At 45.7% G+C, this 22,354-nt stretch carries 23 protein-coding genes; 14 read left to right on the top strand and 9 right to left on the bottom strand.

Features of this window, described 5'->3' with window-relative positions; translation table 11 throughout:
• Nucleotides 1–8: 8 nt before the first annotated feature.
• On the bottom strand, nucleotides 9–728 hold the full coding sequence (locus L5L98_RS11300) for a hypothetical protein (protein WP_212600251.1): 720 nt from the start codon (nucleotides 726–728) through the stop codon (nucleotides 9–11).
• A gap of 230 nt (nucleotides 729–958) precedes the next feature.
• Here L5L98_RS11300 and L5L98_RS11295 point away from each other — a divergent pair, with 230 nt between their 5' ends.
• Nucleotides 959–1,699: an EAL domain-containing protein gene (locus L5L98_RS11295; RefSeq protein WP_219255002.1), complete on the top strand. Its 741-nt coding sequence runs from the start codon at nucleotides 959–961 to the stop codon at nucleotides 1,697–1,699.
• Nucleotides 1,700–1,737: 38 nt separating this feature from the next.
• Here L5L98_RS11295 and L5L98_RS11290 read toward each other — a convergent pair whose 3' ends face one another.
• Entirely contained in the window at nucleotides 1,738–1,902 is a 165-nt protein-coding gene (locus L5L98_RS11290) for a hypothetical protein (protein WP_263140826.1), read from the bottom strand.
• Nucleotides 1,903–2,386: 484 nt separating this feature from the next.
• Here L5L98_RS11290 and L5L98_RS11285 point away from each other — a divergent pair, with 484 nt between their 5' ends.
• Genes L5L98_RS11285 through L5L98_RS11270 form a run of 4 tightly spaced genes read left to right on the top strand, consistent with a single transcriptional unit; the run spans nucleotide 2,387 to nucleotide 5,678 of the window.
• Complete coding sequence (locus L5L98_RS11285) at nucleotides 2,387–2,908, top strand: hypothetical protein (protein ID WP_131524044.1); 522 nt, start codon at nucleotides 2,387–2,389, stop codon at nucleotides 2,906–2,908.
• 60 nt (nucleotides 2,909–2,968) lie between these two features.
• Nucleotides 2,969–3,646 carry a response regulator transcription factor gene (locus L5L98_RS11280; RefSeq protein ID WP_006079763.1) on the top strand — a complete coding sequence of 226 codons (678 nt, stop codon included), beginning with the start codon at nucleotides 2,969–2,971 and terminating at the stop codon, nucleotides 3,644–3,646.
• Nucleotides 3,647–3,695: 49 nt separating this feature from the next.
• A complete protein-coding gene (locus tag L5L98_RS11275; protein WP_105251097.1) occupies nucleotides 3,696–4,952 on the top strand; it encodes a sensor histidine kinase in 1,257 nt (418 codons plus the stop codon).
• Nucleotides 4,953–4,985: 33 nt separating this feature from the next.
• Nucleotides 4,986–5,678, top strand: coding sequence for a TIGR01621 family pseudouridine synthase (locus L5L98_RS11270; RefSeq protein ID WP_263140822.1), 693 nt, complete (start codon nucleotides 4,986–4,988; stop codon nucleotides 5,676–5,678).
• A 26-nt stretch (nucleotides 5,679–5,704) separates the two neighbouring features.
• Here the strand turns inward: L5L98_RS11270 and L5L98_RS11265 are convergent, their stop codons facing one another.
• Nucleotides 5,705–6,874: a GGDEF domain-containing protein gene (locus L5L98_RS11265; protein ID WP_263140820.1), complete on the bottom strand. Its 1,170-nt coding sequence runs from the start codon at nucleotides 6,872–6,874 to the stop codon at nucleotides 5,705–5,707.
• A gap of 259 nt (nucleotides 6,875–7,133) precedes the next feature.
• Between L5L98_RS11265 and L5L98_RS11260 the strand changes: the two genes are divergently transcribed.
• A complete protein-coding gene (locus tag L5L98_RS11260) occupies nucleotides 7,134–7,301 on the top strand; it encodes a YqaE/Pmp3 family membrane protein (RefSeq protein ID WP_006079767.1) in 168 nt (55 codons plus the stop codon).
• Nucleotides 7,302–7,373: 72 nt separating this feature from the next.
• Here L5L98_RS11260 and L5L98_RS11255 read toward each other — a convergent pair whose 3' ends face one another.
• Nucleotides 7,374–9,551: a TonB-dependent receptor gene (locus tag L5L98_RS11255; protein WP_263140819.1), complete on the bottom strand. Its 2,178-nt coding sequence runs from the start codon at nucleotides 9,549–9,551 to the stop codon at nucleotides 7,374–7,376.
• 423 nt (nucleotides 9,552–9,974) lie between these two features.
• Here L5L98_RS11255 and L5L98_RS11250 point away from each other — a divergent pair, with 423 nt between their 5' ends.
• Nucleotides 9,975–10,166 carry a DUF2986 domain-containing protein gene (locus L5L98_RS11250; RefSeq protein ID WP_113941341.1) on the top strand — a complete coding sequence of 64 codons (192 nt, stop codon included), beginning with the start codon at nucleotides 9,975–9,977 and terminating at the stop codon, nucleotides 10,164–10,166.
• 19 nt (nucleotides 10,167–10,185) lie between these two features.
• Here the strand turns inward: L5L98_RS11250 and L5L98_RS11245 are convergent, their stop codons facing one another.
• From L5L98_RS11245 to L5L98_RS11230, 4 genes are all read right to left on the bottom strand, one after another.
• Nucleotides 10,186–10,698, bottom strand: a complete 513-nt coding sequence (locus L5L98_RS11245; protein WP_168826445.1) for a M23 family metallopeptidase — start codon at nucleotides 10,696–10,698, stop codon at nucleotides 10,186–10,188.
• Between the two features lie 37 nt (nucleotides 10,699–10,735).
• On the bottom strand, nucleotides 10,736–11,326 hold the full coding sequence (locus tag L5L98_RS11240; protein WP_263140816.1) for a hypothetical protein: 591 nt from the start codon (nucleotides 11,324–11,326) through the stop codon (nucleotides 10,736–10,738).
• Nucleotides 11,327–11,338: 12 nt separating this feature from the next.
• Nucleotides 11,339–11,959 (bottom strand): CHAP domain-containing protein, encoded by a 621-nt coding sequence (locus L5L98_RS11235; protein WP_263256964.1) that lies wholly within the window; start codon nucleotides 11,957–11,959, stop codon nucleotides 11,339–11,341.
• Nucleotides 11,960–12,193: 234 nt separating this feature from the next.
• Nucleotides 12,194–13,537, bottom strand: a complete 1,344-nt coding sequence (locus tag L5L98_RS11230) for an anaerobic C4-dicarboxylate transporter (RefSeq protein WP_105251110.1) — start codon at nucleotides 13,535–13,537, stop codon at nucleotides 12,194–12,196.
• 263 nt (nucleotides 13,538–13,800) lie between these two features.
• Here L5L98_RS11230 and L5L98_RS11225 point away from each other — a divergent pair, with 263 nt between their 5' ends.
• The gene (locus L5L98_RS11225; RefSeq protein WP_263140808.1) at nucleotides 13,801–14,979 is read left to right on the top strand and encodes a PrnB family protein; all 1,179 of its coding nucleotides are present in this window, start codon (nucleotides 13,801–13,803) and stop codon (nucleotides 14,977–14,979) included.
• A 4-nt stretch (nucleotides 14,980–14,983) separates the two neighbouring features.
• A complete protein-coding gene (locus L5L98_RS11220; protein ID WP_105251112.1) occupies nucleotides 14,984–16,105 on the top strand; it encodes an aminotransferase class V-fold PLP-dependent enzyme in 1,122 nt (373 codons plus the stop codon).
• A 165-nt stretch (nucleotides 16,106–16,270) separates the two neighbouring features.
• Here L5L98_RS11220 and L5L98_RS11215 read toward each other — a convergent pair whose 3' ends face one another.
• Nucleotides 16,271–16,528: a YceK/YidQ family lipoprotein gene (locus tag L5L98_RS11215; protein ID WP_263140905.1), complete on the bottom strand. Its 258-nt coding sequence runs from the start codon at nucleotides 16,526–16,528 to the stop codon at nucleotides 16,271–16,273.
• Between the two features lie 558 nt (nucleotides 16,529–17,086).
• Between L5L98_RS11215 and L5L98_RS11210 the strand changes: the two genes are divergently transcribed.
• The 5 genes from L5L98_RS11210 to L5L98_RS11190 all read left to right on the top strand — a co-directional run bounded on the left by L5L98_RS11210 (nucleotide 17,087) and on the right by L5L98_RS11190 (nucleotide 22,153).
• A complete protein-coding gene (locus L5L98_RS11210) occupies nucleotides 17,087–17,953 on the top strand; it encodes a hypothetical protein (RefSeq protein ID WP_263140804.1) in 867 nt (288 codons plus the stop codon).
• Between the two features lie 181 nt (nucleotides 17,954–18,134).
• The gene (locus L5L98_RS11205) at nucleotides 18,135–19,004 is read left to right on the top strand and encodes a hypothetical protein (protein WP_263140803.1); all 870 of its coding nucleotides are present in this window, start codon (nucleotides 18,135–18,137) and stop codon (nucleotides 19,002–19,004) included.
• 183 nt (nucleotides 19,005–19,187) lie between these two features.
• Nucleotides 19,188–20,057, top strand: coding sequence for a hypothetical protein (locus tag L5L98_RS11200; RefSeq protein WP_263140800.1), 870 nt, complete (start codon nucleotides 19,188–19,190; stop codon nucleotides 20,055–20,057).
• Between the two features lie 168 nt (nucleotides 20,058–20,225).
• Nucleotides 20,226–21,098, top strand: coding sequence for a hypothetical protein (locus L5L98_RS11195; protein ID WP_263140799.1), 873 nt, complete (start codon nucleotides 20,226–20,228; stop codon nucleotides 21,096–21,098).
• A 182-nt stretch (nucleotides 21,099–21,280) separates the two neighbouring features.
• Complete coding sequence (locus L5L98_RS11190) at nucleotides 21,281–22,153, top strand: hypothetical protein (RefSeq protein ID WP_263140797.1); 873 nt, start codon at nucleotides 21,281–21,283, stop codon at nucleotides 22,151–22,153.
• The last annotated feature ends 201 nt before the right edge of the window (nucleotides 22,154–22,354 follow it).

Genomic DNA, 22,354 nt, shown 5'->3' with positions numbered 1-22,354 from the left:
AGGATGCATTAGTTACCAATAACTATGCTTTTGGTTTTATCACCTTCAATCAATTGAAAGTGATAGCTTTCGTTACTATTTTTTACCAGTTGTTTTTTTGAACCGGGTAAGATGTGCAATTTGGTCGCTGTGGAACACTCTTTGGTTTTTTTGTTACATGATTCAAAAAAATCTAAAATGATAGTCGTATTCCCGTTATTTTTTATTTCTGCGCTATTTGTGTCTTCCGTTATTTCAGTTGAGTATTTAGGTTCTTCTGGGGTGATAAATAAAAATGCCCCATAACCTGTTAGTATTTGTATTCCGGCCGTGAGTTCTTCACGAATTTTTTCAGTTTTTTGCTCATCAAATCCATCATTGTTTTTTGGCTGCACTGGTACAAAGCGAACTCTAAAGTAACGTTCTGTGTCTTTTTTATCTAAGAATAACAATCTCGTTGCTTGTACTCCCTTGGCTGGGATAATTAAGCGAGACGGGCTCGCTATCAAGGCGCGGTTTTCTGTTTCCTGTTCTGGCACTTCATAGGGTTGGCCATTTTCATCATATTTTATTTCGTTAATCGATATTTTAATAAATGCGGTTGAATCACCTATGTTCATTATTTTTTTCAAATAAGTGGTTTTATTGCTAGGCATATAGTCAAATAAGGTTCCTATGCTTATTTCTGCCGCAGCATAAACTTGAGAACTATAAAAAATAATACCAAACAGCGCTAAATATAATCGCATTATTATTGAGTTACCTTGTATTGAGTTGCCTTTATTTCATTTTTGGTTGATGTTGCTGTTCGATTGGAACAACATTTTAGCTGTATTTTATATGGATGATTTTTATGCGTTAATAGGAATAGTCCTATAATAAAGTGCAGTGATTTTTTTGTTTTTAGGATTTATCTGATAGAAACGAGTGCCAATTTAGTTAAAAATAAGTCAGATATATTAATATTCTGTAGGTATCTATGCTGTCAGTTAAGCGTAAAAAAGTGAGTGAAGATATTGCAAGCTGCATTATGTCTGATGTGGTTATGCCTTTTTATCAGCCTATTATCGGGGTTGATAAAACCGTTATAGGATATGAAGCACTTGCACGCCGTTGGGATGCCAAGCGTCATGCATATACAGGTATTGATTTTTTATTGTTAGATAAAAATGCTGCTTTGCATATTGATATATGGATGTTGAGGTCGATTATCAAAGACTTACCTCGATTAGCCGATCAAGGCGTTGGCATACTGTCCATTAATTTAAATCCTATGCCATACAGTGTGACTTACCAAAATTTATTACAAATGCTGTTGCTTCAAGCAAAAGTGCTGTGCATCAAAATTTGGTTTGAAGTGTTAGAACACACTTTATTAGATGATAAACAGCATGAATTGATTGAAATGTTACGGGCACGAGGAGCCAGCATCGTACTGGATGATTTTGGCACCCAAGAATGTAATTTCTTGCGTATGATGGTATTGCCCTATGATGTCATCAAGTTAGACCGTTCCCTTTTGCTGCAAGCTTGTCGCTCTTCACATTCAATGCGTATGTTGACGAGCTTAGTTGAGTATTTACAGCGATTAGGAATGCAGGTTGTTTGTGAAGGTGTGGAGACTTTGACGCACATTGATGTGGCAACCTTATTGGGATGCGATTATCAACAGGGGTATGCCTATGCTATGCCTGCGCCGATTTCACACTGGGATCGTTAGGGCGAATCACGCATTAGCTGCAAATTAACTGAGGCTGTTTATTTTTTTTTTCGCTTACCGAGTAATCCAATCCAAAATGTCCCTTCCAATAGCATGCCTAAGATGATGAACACCAATGCACTGGTGGCGCTGCCATAGGCATAAGCGCTTAATGCTGCTATTAGTAACAAGCTTAAGCTTATCCATCGTATGACTGGTTTCATTTTCGCTCCGATTTAAAAATACCGTTACCTGACGCTAAGTTATCTGACTTTAGTCGAGGGCGATTTATTTGCCAATTCCACATTTTAATGACACAGATAGACTAAAATACCCGCTAAAATTCAATCCTCTTGATTCTAAATGGCGAAATTGAGGGTTATCACTGAAAATGTCATGTTTAAAAATCCTCAGATGATCAAAGCTTAATCTTGTTTCCATCGGTGTTTAAGCTGGTATTAGGTAGACTTAACACATTAGCCATAAAATGATTGAGTGTTTGGCTTATCAGCGATTTAGGTTCTGTTGACGTTGGATTTCAGATCAATTGATGGCCGAACCTGAGTTAACGCTGACACAGTGTGATGCTATATCCAGTGGTAAATTGTGAGGGATTAGCTTGGAATTGCATACAGGCGTAATAGGTCCATCGACTTCTAACTGATTGTCTCATAAGATACAAACTTAGCTGATTTATATGGAGGGGCCATGAGACTATGGTTGCTAGGATTCATGTTGGTATCTGGTGTCGCAACGGCGGCTCAGAGCATGTATTCGATGTTTGCGGGTGGAGACTATGTACCGCCGTTGAGCGTTATGCAGCAGATTGAAAAAGGGTTCTCCGGTGTGATTGCCGAATTTCATATGGAAGAGCAAGAGGGTGAATTAGTCTATCAATTTGAGTTGATTAATCCTTTAGCAAACTCTATAACGCGGTTTGAATATCGTGCCCGTGATGGTAAGTTACTGAAACAAAAGGCGAGTAAAGTAAGCGCCGATGATCTGGGTGAGGTTGAGGCAACGCGTATGATCGCGGCAAAAGATCAAACCTTTTCAGGTCTAATCATTAAGGCCACTAAAGATCATAAAGCCTTCTTAACCGAAGCAAAATTAGACCACGACTTAGGTATCAGTTACTTAGAACTTAAGCTGCTAGACGATACGGGTAAGTTTAAGTTGGCCTTTGATGTCGAAAATTTACGACCGTTACCTTTACTCAAGTGGGATTGAAATATCTAAGTCAATCGAGTGCTCACACGAGTGCTTAAGATTGAGGAGCGCAACATACAGATGAAAATACTTTTAGTTGAAGATGATGCGACGACGATTGATTACATCGTCAAAGGATTTCTTGAGCAGGGCCACAATATCGAAACGGCGAGCGATGGCCACCAAGGTTTGTCACTCGCCACGAGTAGTCAGTACGATCTCGTGATCCTCGACCGCATGTTACCCCAGCTCGATGGCTTAAAATTGCTGGCTGCCTTAAGGGCAACGGGCAATCAAACCCCAGTGCTGATTTTATCTGCCTTAGCGCACGTTGATGAGCGAGTGAAAGGCCTGCGCGCGGGCGGCGACGACTATATGACTAAGCCGTTTGCTTTCTCCGAGTTATTAGTCCGCGCTGAAAAACTAATGCACCGTGGGCAATCTGTGCCTGTGACAACTGATCTCGTTGTTGGTGGTTTGAAGATGGAGTTACTGACCCGTAATGTCACTTTAGACGGGCAGGAGTTGATGCTACAGCCAAAAGAGTTTCAGTTACTTAAGTATCTGATGGAACATGCTAATCAAGTTATTAGCCGCACCTTATTGTTCGAAGCAGTGTGGGATTATCACTTCGATCCTCGCACTAACGTCATCGATGTGCATATCGCAAAATTACGCCGTAAATTTGAAGAGTTAGGCCATGGCGAGCTTATCGAAACCGTGAGGGGAGCGGGTTATCGCTTACGACAAAGGCATTAAGCCTTACCAAAGCAGCGCCTGGCGCATCACAATCGTTTTTTCGACCTTAGTGATAGTGATCATCGGGGCGTTGCTATTTGCCCTTTATCGACAGTTGATTATTGAGCAGCAGTATCAAGTGACTCAATATTTAGAGTCAGAGACCCAACGTTATCAGCAACTTGCCCTAACGGTTGATCGCCGTAGTTTTGCCGCTCAAATCCGCGCCGCCGATCCACAAACGGCCCTGATCGCTTGGCGTAATAGCTATGATATGGTCGGTGCCTTGAGCTTTATGCCCGAAGGCATGCCCATGTTGCCGCAAACGCGGGATTTTCCTATCTTAACCGGTGGCCCAGATAAGCTGCATATTCTTACCGGTGGTCTGGTGATGACCCGCTACGGCCCTGTGTTGATTGCGACCCGTACCGATAACTTAGCGACGTTAATTGATAAGTTTATCAGTGCCGCAGCGACGGCTGTCATGCTTACCGTAGTGTTGACTTTAGCGCTCGGCTATCTGTTTTCTAAGGCGATTTTACGTCGATTAGTGCAATACAACCGCTTGAGTGAACAGATTGAACGCGGTCACTATGACACCCGCTTACCCTTGAGTTGGCGTCAGGATGAGTTCGATATGTTGGCGCTGCAGTTTAATAATGTGCTGGATATTCTCGAAAATAACCTGATGGCAGTGCGTGGTGCGACCGATAATATCGCCCATGATTTACGTACTCCACTGTCACATATCCGTATTGGTATTGAAGAGTTAGCGAGTAAGCCGAGCAACGAGATTAGCGAAGGTTGCGCCATTTTGACCGAGGAGCTCGATCATTGTTTAGCGACGTTTGATGCCATGTTGTCGCTCACGCGTATCGAAGAAGGTCAGCAGACACTCGATTTGCAGGAGTTAAGCCTAGCGCAACTGTGTACTGATTTATTGGATATGGCCGATGCTGTGGCTGAATCTAACGAGCAAACCTTGAGTTTATCGTTACTGACAGATCATAAGGTTTTTGGTGATAAATACTTATTATTCCAAGCTTTATATAATCTTGTCGATAATGCGATGAAGTATTCTGGCCAAGGTGCGCGGATTGAGATTATTCAGTCAGGCCCACAAATTCAGATCCGTGATAATGGCCCTGGTATTCCAGATGAGAGTAAAGAAAGAGTGTTCGAACGTTTAGTGCGCCTCGACCCTAGCCGGCATTTACAGGGCACTGGTTTAGGATTATCTATGGTCAAAGCGATTCTCTCACGGCACAATGCCAAAATTAATCTCACGGATAATCATCCCGGCTTAGTCGTCACTATTCAGTTTTAAGTCGATGATCCGCATTACAACGTCGAGTACTCCATGTATCGAATCATAGCCGATGAGGCTGATTTTATTGTTATTTCCAAATCAGCCAAAGTGCATTTCCACAGTCAGAATGGGACTGCAGGCGTGGTGGCGCAGGCTGAGCAAGATTTAGGGATTAAGCTTTTTGCTGTTCATCGACTCGATACACCCACGTCCGGTCTGTTGATTCTGGCTAAGAGCGCGGTCGCCGCCAAGCAATTTACTGAGCTGTTTACCGCTCATAAAGTGCAGAAATATTACCTCGCCCTCGCGAAAGGCAAGCCGAAGAAGAAGCAAGGCTGGGTGATTGGTGACATGGCAAAGTCGCGTCGTAGCATGTTTAAGTTACTGCGGACTAAAGAGAATCCAGCGATTACGCAGTTTTTCTCCTTGAGTGTTGGTGAGGGGTTGCGTTTATATTTGCTTAAACCCCACTCAGGTAAAACCCATCAATTAAGAGTTGCCTTGGCGAGTTTAGGTGTACCCATTTTAGGGGATGATTTATACGGCGGTGGGGCAGCGGATCGGTGTTATCTGCATGCCTATTGTCTGCATTTTCGCTATGGTGATGACGTGACAGGTTGGCGTGATTACGCTTATCGGGATTTGCCGACTCAAGGTGAGCATTTTGACGCTGAAGGTGTCACTGAGGCGCTAGTTTCATGGCGTGAGCCCGATACTTTGGCTTGGCCTGCGAAAGGAGATTAATCTTTGCAGCGTTATGTTGCAAAAGCCTAGCAAGCTTGGCAAATACGGTCTCGACCCTCAGATTTTGCGCGGTACATAGCTTGGTCTGCTTGAATGAGTAGTTTGTCAGGTTGGCATCCTTGATAAATCGTGGCGTAACCTAAACTGGCATGAATTTTTATCGTAACACCTTGCCAGATAAATGAATTGTCCTTAAGTACTTGATGCAATTTCTCGGCGACGACTCTGGCCGCGGGTGCATCAGTCGCGGGTAAAATCACCAGAAACTCCTCTCCACCGTGACGACATAGGGCGTCATTTTCTCGCAATACCGACCCAAACAGTCTCGCCGCCGTCAGCAGGGCGAGATCGCCCGCATCGTGCCCGTATTGATCGTTGATATCTTTAAAATGATCAAGATCCAATAAAATCATACTGTAAGGTACTTTATCCCGCAGCCAGCGTTGATGGATATTGTTTAAAAACTTATGCATAGCACGGCGATTCCACAGGCCTGTGAGTTGGTCCCGCTCCGCTAACATGCGGATTTTACTGACAAGCCGCGTCATGGCATTACCTATCATCACGATATTGATCAATAGGGCCAGAAATACATAGAACCAAAGCACAGGTATGGCTTCTTGCGTGTGCATGGCGATAAACATCGGACTTTCTTCGGGAGAGAGTAAGGCGATAAAGATACGAATGATAAAAATACCCACCATGGCGACTAAGGGCATGGCCATAGCGATGGCAACTCGATTTCCCGTATCGCGTTTGATGGCAAGATAGTTATCTCGAGTTAACATGGCGAAAATGAGCGCGGCGCAGGCTGAGAATGCGATGGCCAAAATGCGTTCGGAGCTGAAATTAGGTGGAACCAAGAGCATCACACCAGCGGTGAGTGCTAAAAGAATAAGATCCGATTTTACGCTGGGCTTGAGTCTAAAAAGCGCCTTCGTTCCCCAACGCGCTAGAATGAAGCCAAATAAAATCGCCATATCCGAGCAGAACCAAAAAAAGTAACTGGAGGCTTCGGTGCGTTGGCTGTTGAGTATTATGCCAAGGAGGACGAACAAGTTCGCCAGAGAAAAGCGCATACTGGCTTGAGTGGCAATTTTTAAAGGTTGTGCAATGAGTCCCCATGCGACGGCAGCCGTGCTAGTAAGCAGGCAAATAAACTTGATGAGTAATAAGGCTTGGGGATCAAATATCATTCTTTTACTTCATATTTTTCTTTAACTATAGATGCTTTTAGGGATTTTCGGTTGGAGTTTACTGGTTATCTTAGTCTACTCTGGACAGATAATGGGTTGAATATCCTTTTTCATTTTAGGGAATGGTAAGGGCCTTCATTTAGGTTGTGACTGGGATTATTTACGCTTTGCAAACTAAAAGGTTTGCAAATTCTGAGTCTTCCTGCGAAGTTAGATCTTGTTGATTTGCCTACAATCTCCGTTTTGAGGATGTTCTGTTATGGATACAAATAAACTACTTTTAGTCATTATTGCGATTTTATTGCCCCCAGTTGCTGTATTTTTGAAGGCGGGAGCGGGTAAAGATCTGCTAATAAACATAGTGTTATGTTTACTGTTCTGGTTCCCTGGTTTATTACACGCACTCTGGGTCGTGACCAAGGCATAATTTGCTTTCTTCCACACAATAAAAAAGCGCAATTTAATTGCGCTTTTTTATGTTTCAAAATGGGCCTTTCACTTAGAAAGGTAAGGTGTAGCCTATTGTTGCAGTACGCCCCATCCCTTTGAAATAACGATCATTTGTACCCATGGTTTGTGAGTAATAATTGAAATAATCCTTATTAAATAGATTTTGCAAACCTAGGCTCAGGGTGCCAGTGTAAAGCGGCATAGAGAAGGAAGCATCGACTGTCGTGTAGCCATCAAACTCTGCATACTTGTTGCCCGCCGCGTTTTTAAAATCGCGGTCCATGTAGTAATTGGCTTGAACGCGGGTCGACATTTCATTATCGAAGCTATGGGTCCAGAACAGGTTGATACGGTTTGGTGAAATATTTGCACCATCGAGATCGGTATCGACTTGGCTATCACCATTTGAATCGTATTCGCCCTGCTGGAAGGCGATATTCATGCCGAGATCATCATTGCTGGTAATGTAGGCGGTGACATTGGCTTCAATACCATCGATCACACTCTTTTCGCGCTTCACGTCGTAGAAACCATCACTATTTAAGGCCAAACGTGAACCAAAATCAGTGGCGGAACGATAGTAAGCTAGCTTAGCGCTTAAGTATTTACCTTGGTAATCGGCGCCGACTTCAACGTTATCTGTGACGATCGGCGTGAGTGCCAGTGAGCCATCTATGCTGGGATTGTCGCCGGGGAAGCTTTTACCATCACGCAGAATTCGGCCGATATCCGGCATGCCAAAACCTTGGTTATAGCTGGTATAAACGCGAATGTCAGGAGTGATTTTATAAGAGATACCGACGTTAAATAAGGTTTCATCGAAGGTGGCTGAACCGCCCGCAATTTGCTTATTGCCTGCACCCCATAGGGTTTTGTAGTCATCGACACTTAACTCGGCATGTTCGTAACGAACACCAGTCGATAAGGTTAAATTTTCAATTAAGTCATAATCTAACTGCAAGTATGGCGCAACGTTGTCATAGGTACTTTCGGGAACCCATGAAAAGCCTGTTTTTACTAAATCTTGCTCAGTGGTGTCGCGGAAAAGGTCGACACCGTAGGCCGCATCAATTCCTGAACCTGCAATATCCTTAGCGATTAAGGCGCTTTTTAAACCCCATTTAACCGAAGAGTTACGCGATTGCTCGTAGTACAAGCTTTCACCTTTACTGCCGATACCGCATTGGATGACTTGATCGCTGCCTTCGAAGGATGGATCGTAGAAACTGTCGAAACAGCCACCGCCATAAACCGCTTTAAAATCTTGATTAAAGAGTTGTAGGCTAAGTTGCTGGCCACCAATATTGGCGTGGGTGTAAGTCAAACTTGTGGTGGTCACTTGGTTGTTGGCGGCTTCCCATGGCTGAGTTTCTTTAACTGCACCTGTGGGGACACCATTGGGCTTGTCACCTACAACGGGCATCCAATCGCCATTGTTGTCTGCATTGTAATGGTTAACCATTAATTCAAGGCGAGACTCATCGAAGTTATGGCCAAGCTTGATGAAGAAGTCTTTACTCTGACTATCCATCGACTCGCCTTGAGTCGTGTCGACACCCACTACGTTATGATTGGCATCGTAATAGACGCCATTATTGCGGTAGCTAACCGAACCTATCATGTCGATAAATTCTGACTCGCCAGAAAACGCATAGCTAGCACCAAAGCTTAAGCCATTGGATTTCATTGAATCAGGCACTGTGACATCGAAACTAGCAACCTGTTCGCTGTCGCCTGTTGGCTTTTTAGTGATGTAGTTGATGATGCCGCCTTGGGCACCGAGACCGTGCATGGCATTGGCGCCGTGAATGATTTCGATGCGCTCAATCATGGCAGGATCTATGGTTTGTCCCTCTCTACCACCACTGCGAAGTGGGTTCGATTGAGGCACGCCGTCGATCATAATCAATGGCGGACGACCACGCAGGGTTTCACCTGTGTTACTCATCTTCTGGCGGCTCGGTGAAAAGCTAGGCGCTAAGTTACCGATAATCGTCGATAAATCTTTAGTGGTGCGGAACTGTTCTTCTAATTGGGCACGGTCGATGATAGTGACAGTATTGGGGATCGAGCTGGGAGATTTATCCATTCGACTCGCGGTGACAGTGATTTTTTCTATGTCTTTATTTTTGTTGTTTGGACTGTTGTCGGTGGCATCTTGGGCCGCAGCGGATTGGGTTAACGCTGCCAATACGGCTAAAGCAACAAACGAGGTTTTGAATGTCATATAACTTCCTGCTAAGGGCGAATGAGTTTGTTACACCGGCTCCCTTGGCATAGGTTAATATTCCATTAAATTGTATTACAAATGATAACGATTTTTATTATTCGCGATTTTAGGGGAGGAATTACAGCTTGTCTAGTCACGCCATACAGGAAATTGCATGATTTGACGACAGTATGAATAAATTGCGACACAGCACTCGGTATCGAGAGATTTTACCGTAAAGGCCATACATATAATGCGATTTAATGTCGGTAAGGCATTACCTTTTTTGGCATTTGTCTTTGATTTAGGAGACCTATGCTTAGTCGCAGGTTTGATTATTTGATTGGGCTACGCGTTTGCTTTAGTGCTTTCGATTGTCTGGCGCGTTGATGGAAGGCTATAATCGCGCCCCTTTATATCGTATCTTGCATTGGTACTCTGATGAACCGTAAAAAGAAGATTAATCAAACCTTGAAGAGCAAGGCAAAAAAGGCCAATGCCAAACTGCAATCTAGCAATAAACCTAAATATATTGCAAAGGCAGAGAGAGAAGCATTAGCTGCGGCAGTTGAGCATGAGACCCCATCAAAAACCGCAGAACCTCAGCTTGATATTGCACTGCCAATAAGCTGATTAAAGTAAGTAGTTAAGCCTATAGTGCAGTTAAATACTCGATAGGGTTTTGATAAAAGGCCTTTTTATAACCTTGGGTTGAAGTATCCATCAGCCAAGGTTTAGGCAATAAGCTCAAAATGGAATAGTGCAGATGGGGCGGTTTACCTTGTGCATTGCCCGTATCGCCGACAGTGCCCAAAGTGTCACCTTGGTAGGCAATCAATCCTGTGGCTGATTCAATTTGTGCTAAATGGGCAAAGTAGTGAATTTGCCATTTCGGACCTAAACCAACCACCACATTTCCTCCTTTGAAGAAGTCACCTCGATACAAGATCAGCATAGGCGTTGGCGCAATCACTGCGGTGTTTTTGGCGGCGAAAATATCTATCCCCTTGTGAACGCCCGATGGACCCCAAGGTTCATACCAAAAGGTTTGGCTGTTCCAATCTTTACTGCTGGCACCTTTTACTGGGATCGCGGGTGACTCAGGGATCAGATAACCACCAAGTAGCAGTAACGTCAGTGCTAATCCAACATATTTCAATTTCATTTTTTATCCTGCATTAAGTGTTTGCGTACCTTAAGTTTTAATGAAACTCGCTAAATTCCCGCCAACTTTCAGGATATTGCAAGCGCTCAGTTTCTGAGAGTGATAGCCAATAGGGGCGCCAAAAATAGCTGCACCAAAAGTCGATATTACCTTGAAGACTGCCGAGGGTATCGGGATCGATATTAGGAAAGCTTTCCCATGGATTGGGCGGGGCAGATTTGAATCTGATTAATGCTTCTAGCAAGGGTTTGTCATTGGTCACTAAGGTTATGCACACACCCGCAAAATCGTCATATTGGTTCAGTAATACGCAGGTCGCTTGGGTTGGATGTTCGATAAAACCGTTAAAGTTGACCGTTTGCTCGGGCAATGTGTTAAAGCCTGCCTGGCTAAGTAAAGTGTTTAAGGCCTCTTTCCCTTGGTAAGTCAGCAAGCAATGCAATTGATAAGCAAAAATATCTGCTCTGTCCATAGGTACAACGAGTGGATAGGTTTGTATGATTGGCAAGCTGATATTGGGCATCTGGGTTTGATGAAAAACAGTGCGTAACTCAGTTTGTGGCCTAGATTGCTTGAGGCTATCACTATTACGTGCAAGGCGTTGTTTAATCCAAGTTAATACTGACATTATTGTTATTTCTCAGTGAACCTTACTGGGGAATGGCGTATTTGCGGATTCAGCAATCGGGGATGCCGTGATTTCCGGAGCCTGCCATCTTAACCAACCTTTTACTCGAGGCGCATCAATATACCAGAGGCCGTTTTGTTGAATTAATGCCAACCGTTCGCGTGATGGGCCAAAGGGGCCGGGATTTTGTTGGGCAATTTCAATACTGCTATCGGTAACTGAGGCAATGATTGCAACGTGACCATAGGGGTTAAATATCCATGGAGAAAACACGAGTAGATCATCCTGCATAGGTTTGGTCTGACTCGCATTAGTGTATTGCTGCATAGCGCGTTTTTCATTCCACATGCCATCGCTTAACTTGTTATCAAAAAAGTCTCTAGCATGGCCTAAAGCGTCAGGCATTTTATGCTGGTAGCGTTGGTAAAAGTAGCGCTTAACAAATTCAACACATTGATATTGAATGCCTAAGTTATAACCATCTATAGATAGGTTACGTCCTGAATGGGTATTAACTCCTCCGTTATAATAGATATTAACCCCGTTTAGAGTGTCGATGACTTCTCCTACTTGATGGTGGGAATTAAAGTTAATCCGAGTTATCAGACTGTAGGCACAGTATACGAGCCCCATCAGTATCGCGAAAAAAGCTAATAGAATGGATAAGCGTCTAATCATCTTTAGTATGGCAAGCTAAAAAGAGTTGTTGAGTAAGATACTTATCTCACTTTCGGGCTGCGTATTTTATGTTCTGAAGAATATGGGCGTCTAGGGTATGGGTTTTATATTGGCACAGGTTAATACTTTTGTGTGATCTAAGGCTATCTAAAACAAAGGCCGCATTAGCGGCCTTTGTTATTTTGGCGGTTAGAGTAAAGCGGTTGCGAGTAGATAACCGACAGCCGATGCTGTCGCTACACCGATAAAGCCTGGAATGATAAAGCTGTGGTTAATTATGAACTTACCTATTTTAGTCGTACCTGAACGGTCAAAGCCGATACAGGCCAGATCACTTGGATAGGTTGGTAGCACGAAATAACCGTAGCTTGCAGGGAGGAAGGCGATTAAGAGTTTTGGATCGACCCCTAAGGCGAGTCCCATAGGTGCGATTGCTGTGAGTGCTGCCGCTTGGCTATTAACAAGCTTAGAGATGAGAAACAGCACTAAGGCATAGGTCCAAGGCTGGCTTTGTACTACATGGGACAGGTTTTCCTGAAGTACATCCATATGGCTGATGAAGAAAGTATCACTCATCCAAGCCACACCAAATACTGAGAAAATTGCTACCATGCCCGCTTTAAAAACGGGACCGTTAGAGATGTTGGTCGGTTTGACTTTACAGGTCATCAGGATAAAAGCACCTGCAATTAACATCATCATCTGGATCACTAAGTTCATCGAGAGCAAGGTCGACTTACCTTTAACGTCAAAGGCGGGACGCAATTCACTAAATGAACCTAACAGTACCACAGCAGCGATAGCGGTGAAGAAAATCCCCGTTGCCCAGTAAGCTTCCTTCGGATATTTTTGATTTAACAGGGTTTCGCTTTTGTCATAGATAAAGGCTCTTTGGACTGGATCTTTAATGCGTTCTTGAAACTCTTCGTCTTTATCTAAATCTTTACCACGACGCAGACTCCAAAGTGCAGCAGCCATGACACCGCAAAGCGATGCTGGCACTGACACCATTAAAATTTCGAGCAGATTGTAAGCGCGGCCTACACCCTGTTGTGATGCCAGAATCGACACCATAGACACCACAGCTACCGACACGGGCGAAGCACAAATCGCCATTTGTGAAGCGACAGATGCCACCGCCATTGGGCGCTCTGGGCGAATATTTTTCTTCAGCGCGATATCGGAAATAATCGGGAACATGGTGTAAACCACATGGCCAGTACCGCAAAGGAAGGTCAGCGTCCACGTGGTCAGTGGTGCCAGAATCGTGATGTATTGTGGATGACGGCGCAGTAAGCGCTCGGCATACTGCATCATCACATCTAATCCACCCGCGGTTTGCAATACGGCTGCACAGCCAATGACTGCAAGTATGGTTAGCATAACTTGCACTGGCGGTTGTCCCGGCGCTAAACCGAAAACAAAAATCAGTAAAAATAAGCCAATACCGCTGATGAGGCCGAGTCCCATGCCGCCGTAGCGGGTACCTAGCAGTAGGCAGCTAAGCACTACTATAAATTCCATTAAAATCATCCGATTTACCTCTGCGGAACTACCGCTTAGCTATTAGTTGAGTGATGAGTGTCTTCAGGAACATTCTGCGGAGTAAAAGTGTTTGAAAAATTGCGCTGGCGCATGGTGTAAATAAAAAATGGCATTAGTTTTTTCGGAAATTTGACCTAACGCTAGAAACACGTGGCGATAAGTTGCATTCTGGTTACGAGTTTTACGGATTGGGCTAACGCTTTGAGCTCACTCCGTTTAAAAGAACGATAACAATACTCAAGGATAAGCCCGTGAAACCTGCCACCTTTAATACCGAAGCCTTTGATGATTGGATCCGCAGCCGCTTTGTGGAACTCAATTCCGAGCTAGAACAGCTTTACTACCAACAAACGGATCGGGCCAATGTGCTCGATATCGGCGCAGAAGCTAAGTTGGCGCTGGAGAGCGAAGGGCGAGAGTTGATTAAGACCTTGCTCGATGAGGGGAATACTGATGAAGGTTTCGACAGTGCCTTCGATTTACTCGGCAATGTGGGCTTGTATATGGCGGCCTGTCGGCGCCATGAAATTACCGAGCCCTCGCGGGAAACGACATCGCCATTAGCTGAGGCTTCTGCGCTCGCCATGCATATTGGCGCTTCAATAGGCGTCACGCCGCGCTTTGCCACCGCACATTTAACCACTCACAATCGTGCCCACAATGGCGTTTATAAGCGCTTTACCGATTTGCCCGCTGAAAAGTTGTTTGTGGATTACAACACTAAAGGCATTTTAGCCTATAAACGCGCCGCCGATGCGCTATTGAAGATCCAGCCTTTGGGCATTTCCCATCCCATCAGTCACGATTTACTGCGAGTCGCTAAACAGGCATTGCAAGATGTGATTGAGTCGAATACCCAATTATTTAATCGATTAGATACGGACCGTTTCTTTTACTGTGTTCGCCCTTACTACAAACCTTATCGGGTGGGCTCGGTCATTTATCGCGGCGCTAACGCCGGGGATTTTGCGGGGATTAATGTAACCGATTTAACGCTAGGTCTTTGTTTTGCAAACGAAGCCTCCTATTCACAAATGCTGGTGGACAAGTTTTTATACATGATGCCGGAGGATCAACAGATATTGCGCGAGTGCATGCGTCGGCCGAATTTGATGGATGATTTTCTACAGGCAAAAGACAGTGCAAACCAAACTTGGTATCAAGAAAATTTGCGACTCTTTATCGAAGTCTGCGAATTACATGGCGAGACTGCGATTCAGCATCATAATGAGTTAGTAACTAAATATATTGCAGAGCCTTCGACAAGTATGGAGCAGCAACATCTGGCTAAAGTTACCGCGAGTGGTCCGCCACTGCATGTGCTACTCGGCTCATTGGAGCGACTCAGAGACAGACGCGCCGCCGCTCAACGCAGCGATATTCGGACTCGTTATTGTGATATTAAAAAACTAAAAGAGAGTTTGAGATAACACTATGTTTGAAGATTTTAAAAAGGACTTTTACCTAGCAGGTCCAGGATATCTATTAAACCATTCCGTTGGCCGGCCATTAAAATCGACCGAGCAGGTCTTTAAAGAAGCCTTTTTTGCGCCTTGGCAGGAGTCGGGGCGTGAACCTTGGGGCCAGTGGTTGGGTGTGATTGATGATTTTACCTTTGCTTTATCTAAGTTATTTAACGGCCACCAAAAGGATTTTTGCCCTCAGGTCAATCTTTCCAGTGCGCTGACTAAAATTGTCATGTCCCTCGACAGATTGAACCGCGAACACGCCGTTGTGTTAATGAGTGAGATTGATTTTCCCAGCATGGGTTTTGCCCTTAAAAAAGCGCTGCCTGCCAGTTGCGAAGTACGCTTTATTCCTAAAGGGCTCGATATCACCGACCCTAATGTGTGGGATACGCATATCAGCCGCGATGTGGATCTGGTGTTTGTCAGCCATGCTTACTCGAATACGGGGCAGCAGGCGCCATTAGCCAATATTTTCACTATAGCCCGTGAGCGAGGTTGTTTGAGCTTAGTGGATGTCGCGCAATCGGCGGGGATTATTCCGCTGGATCTCGCGCGCCTACAACCCGATTTTTTAATCGGTTCGAGTGTGAAATGGCTCTGCGGCGGCCCTGGTGCTGCTTATCTTTGGGTTAATCCCGCCATATTGGAGAGTTGTCAGCCTAAGGATGTGGGTTGGTTTAGCCACGAGAATCCGTTCGAATTTGATATCCATGATTTTCGTTACCAGCATTCCGCGCTGCGCTTTTGGGGAGGGACACCATCAATCGCGCCTTATGCCATTGCCACCCATAGCATTCATTATCTTGCTGGTTTAGGTACTCCGTTGCTGCGTAAATACAATCAGCAATTGATTGATGCTGTGGCGCAAGAGCTCGACCATGAGTTTGTGTCGCCGCGGGATACTGAAAAGCGCAGCGGCACGCTTATTCTGCAGTTTGGTAAACAGCAGCATCAAATGATGACGGCATTGGCGAACGCGAATATTAGTGTCGACGCCCGCAGTATGGGGATCCGGATTTCTCCGCATATTTATAACAATATGGCTGATATCAAGTTGTTACTTGATGTGATTAAAGCAAATCGCTAACTTAAATGATTTAAAATGGCTTGCTAGGCTAAGTTGTACCACGTAATTACAACTAACAAGGCACAACACTCTGGGAGGCAAACCGCGACATGGTCGTTCCCGTATGCCGGCGTTAATTCACCGCCACACGGGCAACTTGAGGTTATTTATTGGGTGCGATCATGCTTAAATCTTATAGTCATAGCGGCAGACCATGGGTCGCGGGGTGTGGAGCTTGGGATCGCTGGGCGTGATCGCTAAATCTGCAGGTAGCATAACAGTATCGATGATCAACGCACTGCTCATATCAACGAGTGTCAGCGGGATGGTAAAGAGCAGTAAGGGTGGGGCCGCTAACGCGGAGATCATCATACACTCCTCGCCATTATCAACAGCCGTTTGCACACTTGAGAAAGAGTGACCCCAAGTTGAATTTTCTCCCATCCTCGACGTTATCGTTGCACATCCCGTGAGAGAACAGCACACGACCAACCAAGTCAACCAACGCATAACCACTCCATTGTTTATATGTGAAAAACTGCATTGCTTCGGTATGATCTACTCACTTGATCAACTGAGAGCGTTAGTGATGTGGAACCAGATCAGGTTTCATTTGACGCCAACCTGTTCTGTTTCAACAGCTTGGCATTCTAACTATATGATTATATCTGTCAATTATTCATCAACAGAAACGAGATACAACCAAGCTCAATAACCTAGTTGTTAACGGCGACTCTTGTTTTGGATTGGTATTAAACATGGAGGTTTGTATGCCGTGCCCTTGCAGAACTCAGATGAGTTTTGAACATACTCTTTAAAATCAGTCTCCACTTCCCTCACTGGCCATCTAGCTACTTTTATTACTTTCCTTAAAACCGTTTCAGTAAATATTCGCTTGAGGGTAGGCCGAGAGCATATTATGTTGCTGATTTAAAATGGATGACTGGATTTACTGCCTGGCGATGGCCACGCTACAAGTAGAGTCTACCGAGAGGTAACAGGATGAACAATAAAGCAGCGTCGCCGCAGTCGACAGAGCAAGAGACACAACCGTTGGACGACAGCCGGTATGAAGACCTGCCGCGCAGTGAGTTCCTGCAATTACCCCAAGAGGAGCAAGACCGGCTCAATAAGCTACGTCAGCAGCGGGTGCGTGAGGCACCCACCCTCTATGAATGGTATATTAAGATAGCGACCGTGTATGGCATGGGGTGGCTCGTTGTCATTATTCCCTGCGGTATAATGGTGCTGATTGGCTTGGTGGCGCACTGGTATGAGTCTGACCAATGGTATGGTTTTTTTTTCATGGCACTGATTTTTGCGCCATTTATCCGCTACCTCTGGTTGGCCGACAAACAGTACCATTATCGGCTCACCACCGAGGGGTTAGTTACCACCTATCATGACGTTATTCCGGATGCCGCCTACGCGGTAGTGCGGGGGCTGGCTTGGTTTGGGGTGGTGGTTTGTATTGTCGGGGTGGCCTTTTTAGGCCCGGCCGTCTTAGTCGGCGCGGGTGGTTTTGCCGTGATGGCATTTTTCTTCACAGGTTTTAAAAATATAGAGACAACTTATGAGAGTCCTATAAAAAATGGGCATCGTCATTTGATTAAGGTAACGCGGAATCGTCCATTTATTGCCTGCCAATCGGATGTGCGAACAATGGGCTTACGCGCAAGTATTCGTCTTCATTGCCCATTGGATAAGATACACATTATCTTGTCATTGCTGATGACGCAGTTACCTGATTCTGAAATCCGTGTATTTAAAAATGAGCGCGTGTTAGATGGCGTACCATTTGCGTCATTTGAGTCAGGCGAACCTGCCCAACTGTCAGATTTCGCCCCTAAGAATCCCCAGCCCAGTTAACGTTTTTTCTCGCGCCTGTTATTGGCGCGAGATTCGGTGTCATCAATGGCAGCTTTGCCACTAAGATGCTGGCAGGCCTTTCGCGGCTAGGTCGTCAAGAGCGAGAAGACATTAAGTACGAGCTGTGTGGGTAGGTTAACGATGACCGTGCAGTCCGTGGGCACAGCAAAGGAATAGCTATATGAATAAGAGAGCAGCGCCGCAGCAGTTGGCGTCGACAGAGCAAGAGACAAAACTGTTGGACGACAGTCGGTATGAAGACCTGCCGCGGAGTGAGTTCCTGCAATTACCCCAAGAGGAGCAAGACCGGCTCAATAAGCTACGTCAGCAGCGGGTACGCGAGGCACCGACCCTCTATGAGTGGGATATTAAGGTAGCGACTGTGTATGGCATTGGGTGGATCATGGTCCTTATTCCGTGCGGGATTACGGCTCTAGTTGGGTTGGTGACATACTGGTATGGATTTGAGCAATGGTATTATTTTCTCATCATAGTGATGATTTTTGGGCCATTCATGCGCTACCTCTGGTTGGCCGACAAACAGTACCATTATCGGCTCACCACCGAGGGTTTAGTTACTACCTATCATGACGCGATTCCGGATGCAGCCTACGCGGTAGTGCGGGGGCTGGCTTGGTTTGGGGTAGTTGTTTGCATCGTCGGCGTGGCGTTGTTAGGCCCGGCCGCCTTGGTCGGCGCGGGTGGTTTTGCCGTGATGGCATTTTTCTTTACTGGTTTTAAAAATGTAGAAACCACCTCAATAAGTGCTATCAAGCGTGGACATCCCCACATGATAAAAGTGACCCACAAGAGGCCATATATATCGTGTGATACAGACAGGTTTTATTTCGGATATTATTCAAATCTCGACTGTTATTGCCATCCCGAAGATATGCATAAAGTGTTGTCGCTACTGATGAAGCAATTACCGGGGTCGGAACTCTTTTTATTGAAAAATGAACGAATAGTTGGCCTCTCTAAAGTTGGCACCCGTGACGGCAAACTAGCCCAACTGTCAGATTTCGCCCCTAAGAATCCCCAGCCCAGTTAACGTTTTTTCTCGCGCCTGTTATTGGCGTGAGATTCGGTGTCATCAGTGGCAGCTTTGCCACCAAGATGCTAACAGACTTTTTAGCGGCGAGGTCGTCAAGAGCGAGAAGACATTAAGTACGAGCCGTGTGGGTAGGTTAACGATGACCATGCAGTACCGTGGGCACAGCAAAGGAATAGCTATATGAATAAGAGATCAGCGCCGCAGCAGTCGGCGTCGACAGAGCATGACACACAACCGTTGAACGACAGCCGGTATGAAGATTTGCCACGCAGTGAGTTCCTGCAATTACCCCAAGAGGAGCAAGACCGGCTCAATAAGCTACGTCAGCAGCGGGTGCGTGAGGCGCCCACCCTCTATGAGTGGGATATTAAGGTAGCGACCGTGTATGCCATGGGGTGGCTCGTTGTCATTATTCCCTGCGGTATAATGGTGCTGATTGGCTTGGTGGCACACTGGTATGAGTCTGACCAATGGTATGGTTTTTTTTTCATGGCATTGATTTTTGCGCCATTTATCCGCTACCTCTGGTTGGCCGACAAACAGTACCATTATCGACTCACCACCGAGGGTTTAGTTACCACCTATCATGATGCGATTCCGGATGCCGCCTACGCGGTAGTGCGGGGGCTGGCTTGGTTTGGGGTAGTGGTTTGTATTGTCGGGGTGGCCTTTTTAGGCCCGGCAGCGCTGGTTGGTGCAGGTGGAATGGCTCTGGGGGCATTTTTCTTTACTGGTTTTAAAAATGTAGAAACCACCTCAATAAGTGCTATCAAGCGTGGACACCCCCATATGATAAAAGTGACCCACAAGAGGCCATATATATCGTGTGATACAGACAGGTTTTATTTCGGATATTATTCAAATCTCGACTGTTATTGTCATCCCGAAGATATGCATAAAGTGTTGTCGCTACTGATGAAGCAATTACCGGGGTCGGAACTCTTTTTATTGAAAAATGAACGAATAGTTGGCCTCTCTAAAGTTGGCACCCGTGACGGCGAACCAGTCCAATTGTCAGATTTTGCCCCTGAGAATCCCCTGCCCAGTTAACGTTTTTTCTCGCGCCTGTTACTGGCGCTAATTACGACCATTATCTGGATGCAGGCTAACAGACCTTTAGCGGCGAGGTCGTCAAGGGTGAGAAGACATTAAGTACGAGCTGTGTGGGTAGGTTAACGATGACCGTGCAGTCGGTGGGCACAGCAAAGGGATAACTAAATGAATAAGAAAGCAACGGTGCAGCCGTCGGCGTCAACAGAACAAGCGCCCCCCCCATTGGACGACAGCCGGTATGAAGACCTGCCGCGCAGTGAGTTCCTGCAATTACCCAAAGAGGAGCAAGACCGGCTCTATCAGTTGCGTCAGCAGCGGGTGCGGGAGGCGCCCACGCTTTATGAGTGGGATATTCAGGTGGCGACTGTGTATGGCATGGGGTGGATCATGGTCCTTATTCCGTGCGGGATTACGGCTCTAGTTGGGTTGGTGACACGCTGGTATGGATTTGAACAATGGTATTATTTTCTCATCATAGTGATGATTTTTGGGCCATTTATGCGCTATCTCTGGTTGGCCGACAAACAGTACCACTATCGGCTCACCACAGAGGGGCTGGTCACCACTTATCATGATGCGATTCCGGATGCAGCCTACGCGGTAGTGCGGGGGCTGGCTTGGTTTGGGGTGGTGGTTTGTATTGTCGGGGTGGCCTTTTTAGGCCCGGCCGTCTTAGTCGGCGCGGGTGGTTTTGCCGTGATGGCATTTTTCTTCACAGGTTTTAAAAATATAGAGACAACTTATGAGAGTCCTATAAAAAATGGGCATCGTCATTTGATTAAGGTAACGCGGAATCGTCCATTTATTGCCTGCCAATCGGATGTACGAACAATGGGCTTACGTGCAAGTATCCGTCTTCATTGCCCATTGGATAAGATGCACATTATCTTGTCATTGCTGATGACGCAGTTACCTGATTCTGAAATCCGTGTATTTAAAAATGAGCGCGTGTTAGATGGCGTACCATTTGCGTCATTTGAGTCAGGCGAACCTGCCCAGCTGGTAGATTTCGCCCCTGAGAATACCCATGCCGTCTAACGCTTTCTTTCGCGCCTGTTATTGGCGTGAGATTCGGTGTCATCAGTGGCAGCTTTGCCACCAAGATGCTAACAGGCCTTATAGCGGCAAGATCGTCAAGAGTGAGAAGACATTAAGTACGAGCTGTGTGGATAGGTTAACGATGACCGTGCAGTCCGTGGGCACAGCAAAGGAATAGCTATATGAATAAGAGAGCAGCGCCGCTGCAGTTGGCGTCGACAGAGCAAGAGACACAACCGTTGGACGACAGTCGGTATGAAGACCTGCCGCGCACTGAGTACCTGCAATTACCCCAAGAGGAGCAAAGCCGGCTCAATAAGCTACGTCAGCAGCGGGTGCGTGAGGCGCCCACGCTTTATGAGTGGGATATTCGGGTGGCGACTGTCTATGGTCTATTTTGGTTAACCTTCCTGATCCCGTGTGGTTGCTTAGCACTTATAGGGTGCTATTTGCTATCTGGCGATACTAGCTTGGGTATAGGGTTAATCATCATGGCTTTAATTATGTGCTTATCTGCTCGTTACCTCTGGTTTGCAGACAAACAGTACCATTATCGGCTCACCACCGAGGGGTTAGTTACCACCTATCATGATGCTATTCCGGATGCAGCCTATGCGGTAGTGCGGGGGCTGGCTTGGTTTGGGGTGGTGGTTTGTATTGTCGGGGTGGCCTTTTTAGGCCCAGCAGCGCTGGTTGGTGTAGGTGGAATGGCTCTGGGGGCATTTTTCTTTACTGGTTTTAAAAATGTAGAGACAACTTACGAGAGTCCTATAAAAAATGGGCATCGCCATTTGATTAAGATAACGCGGAATCGTCCATTTATTGCCTGCCAATCGGATGTACGAACAATGGGCTTACGTGCAAGTATTCGTCTTCATTGCCCATTGGATAAGATGCACATTATCTTGTCATTACTGATGACGCAGTTACCTGATTCTGAAATCCGTGTATTTAAAAATGAGCGCGTGTTAGATGGCGTACCATTTGCGTCATTTGAGTCAGGCGAACCTGCCCAACTGGTAGATTTTGCCCCTGAGAATACCCAGCCTAGTTGAATAAAGCGTGGACACTTAACAATAATGGCGCGGTAGTTAACTTCCGACTATATAGGTGGTTTTTCTGCTGCATCCATGTTTAGTTTAGATCGGTTTTTAACCATCTATCTCTATTGTTGCTGTTGTCGCGGTGTCTGGCGTGCCTTCTCTGAATGATAAAAGAGTGGTTGGCGATGATGCCTATTTAGAGAACAACGCGAT

The organism is Shewanella sp. SM23 (assembly GCF_025654295.1).
GTDB lineage: Bacteria > Pseudomonadota > Gammaproteobacteria > Enterobacterales > Shewanellaceae > Shewanella > Shewanella oncorhynchi.
Note: the sequence above shows the minus strand (reverse complement) of the source record. Positions and strands in the feature narration are given on the sequence as shown.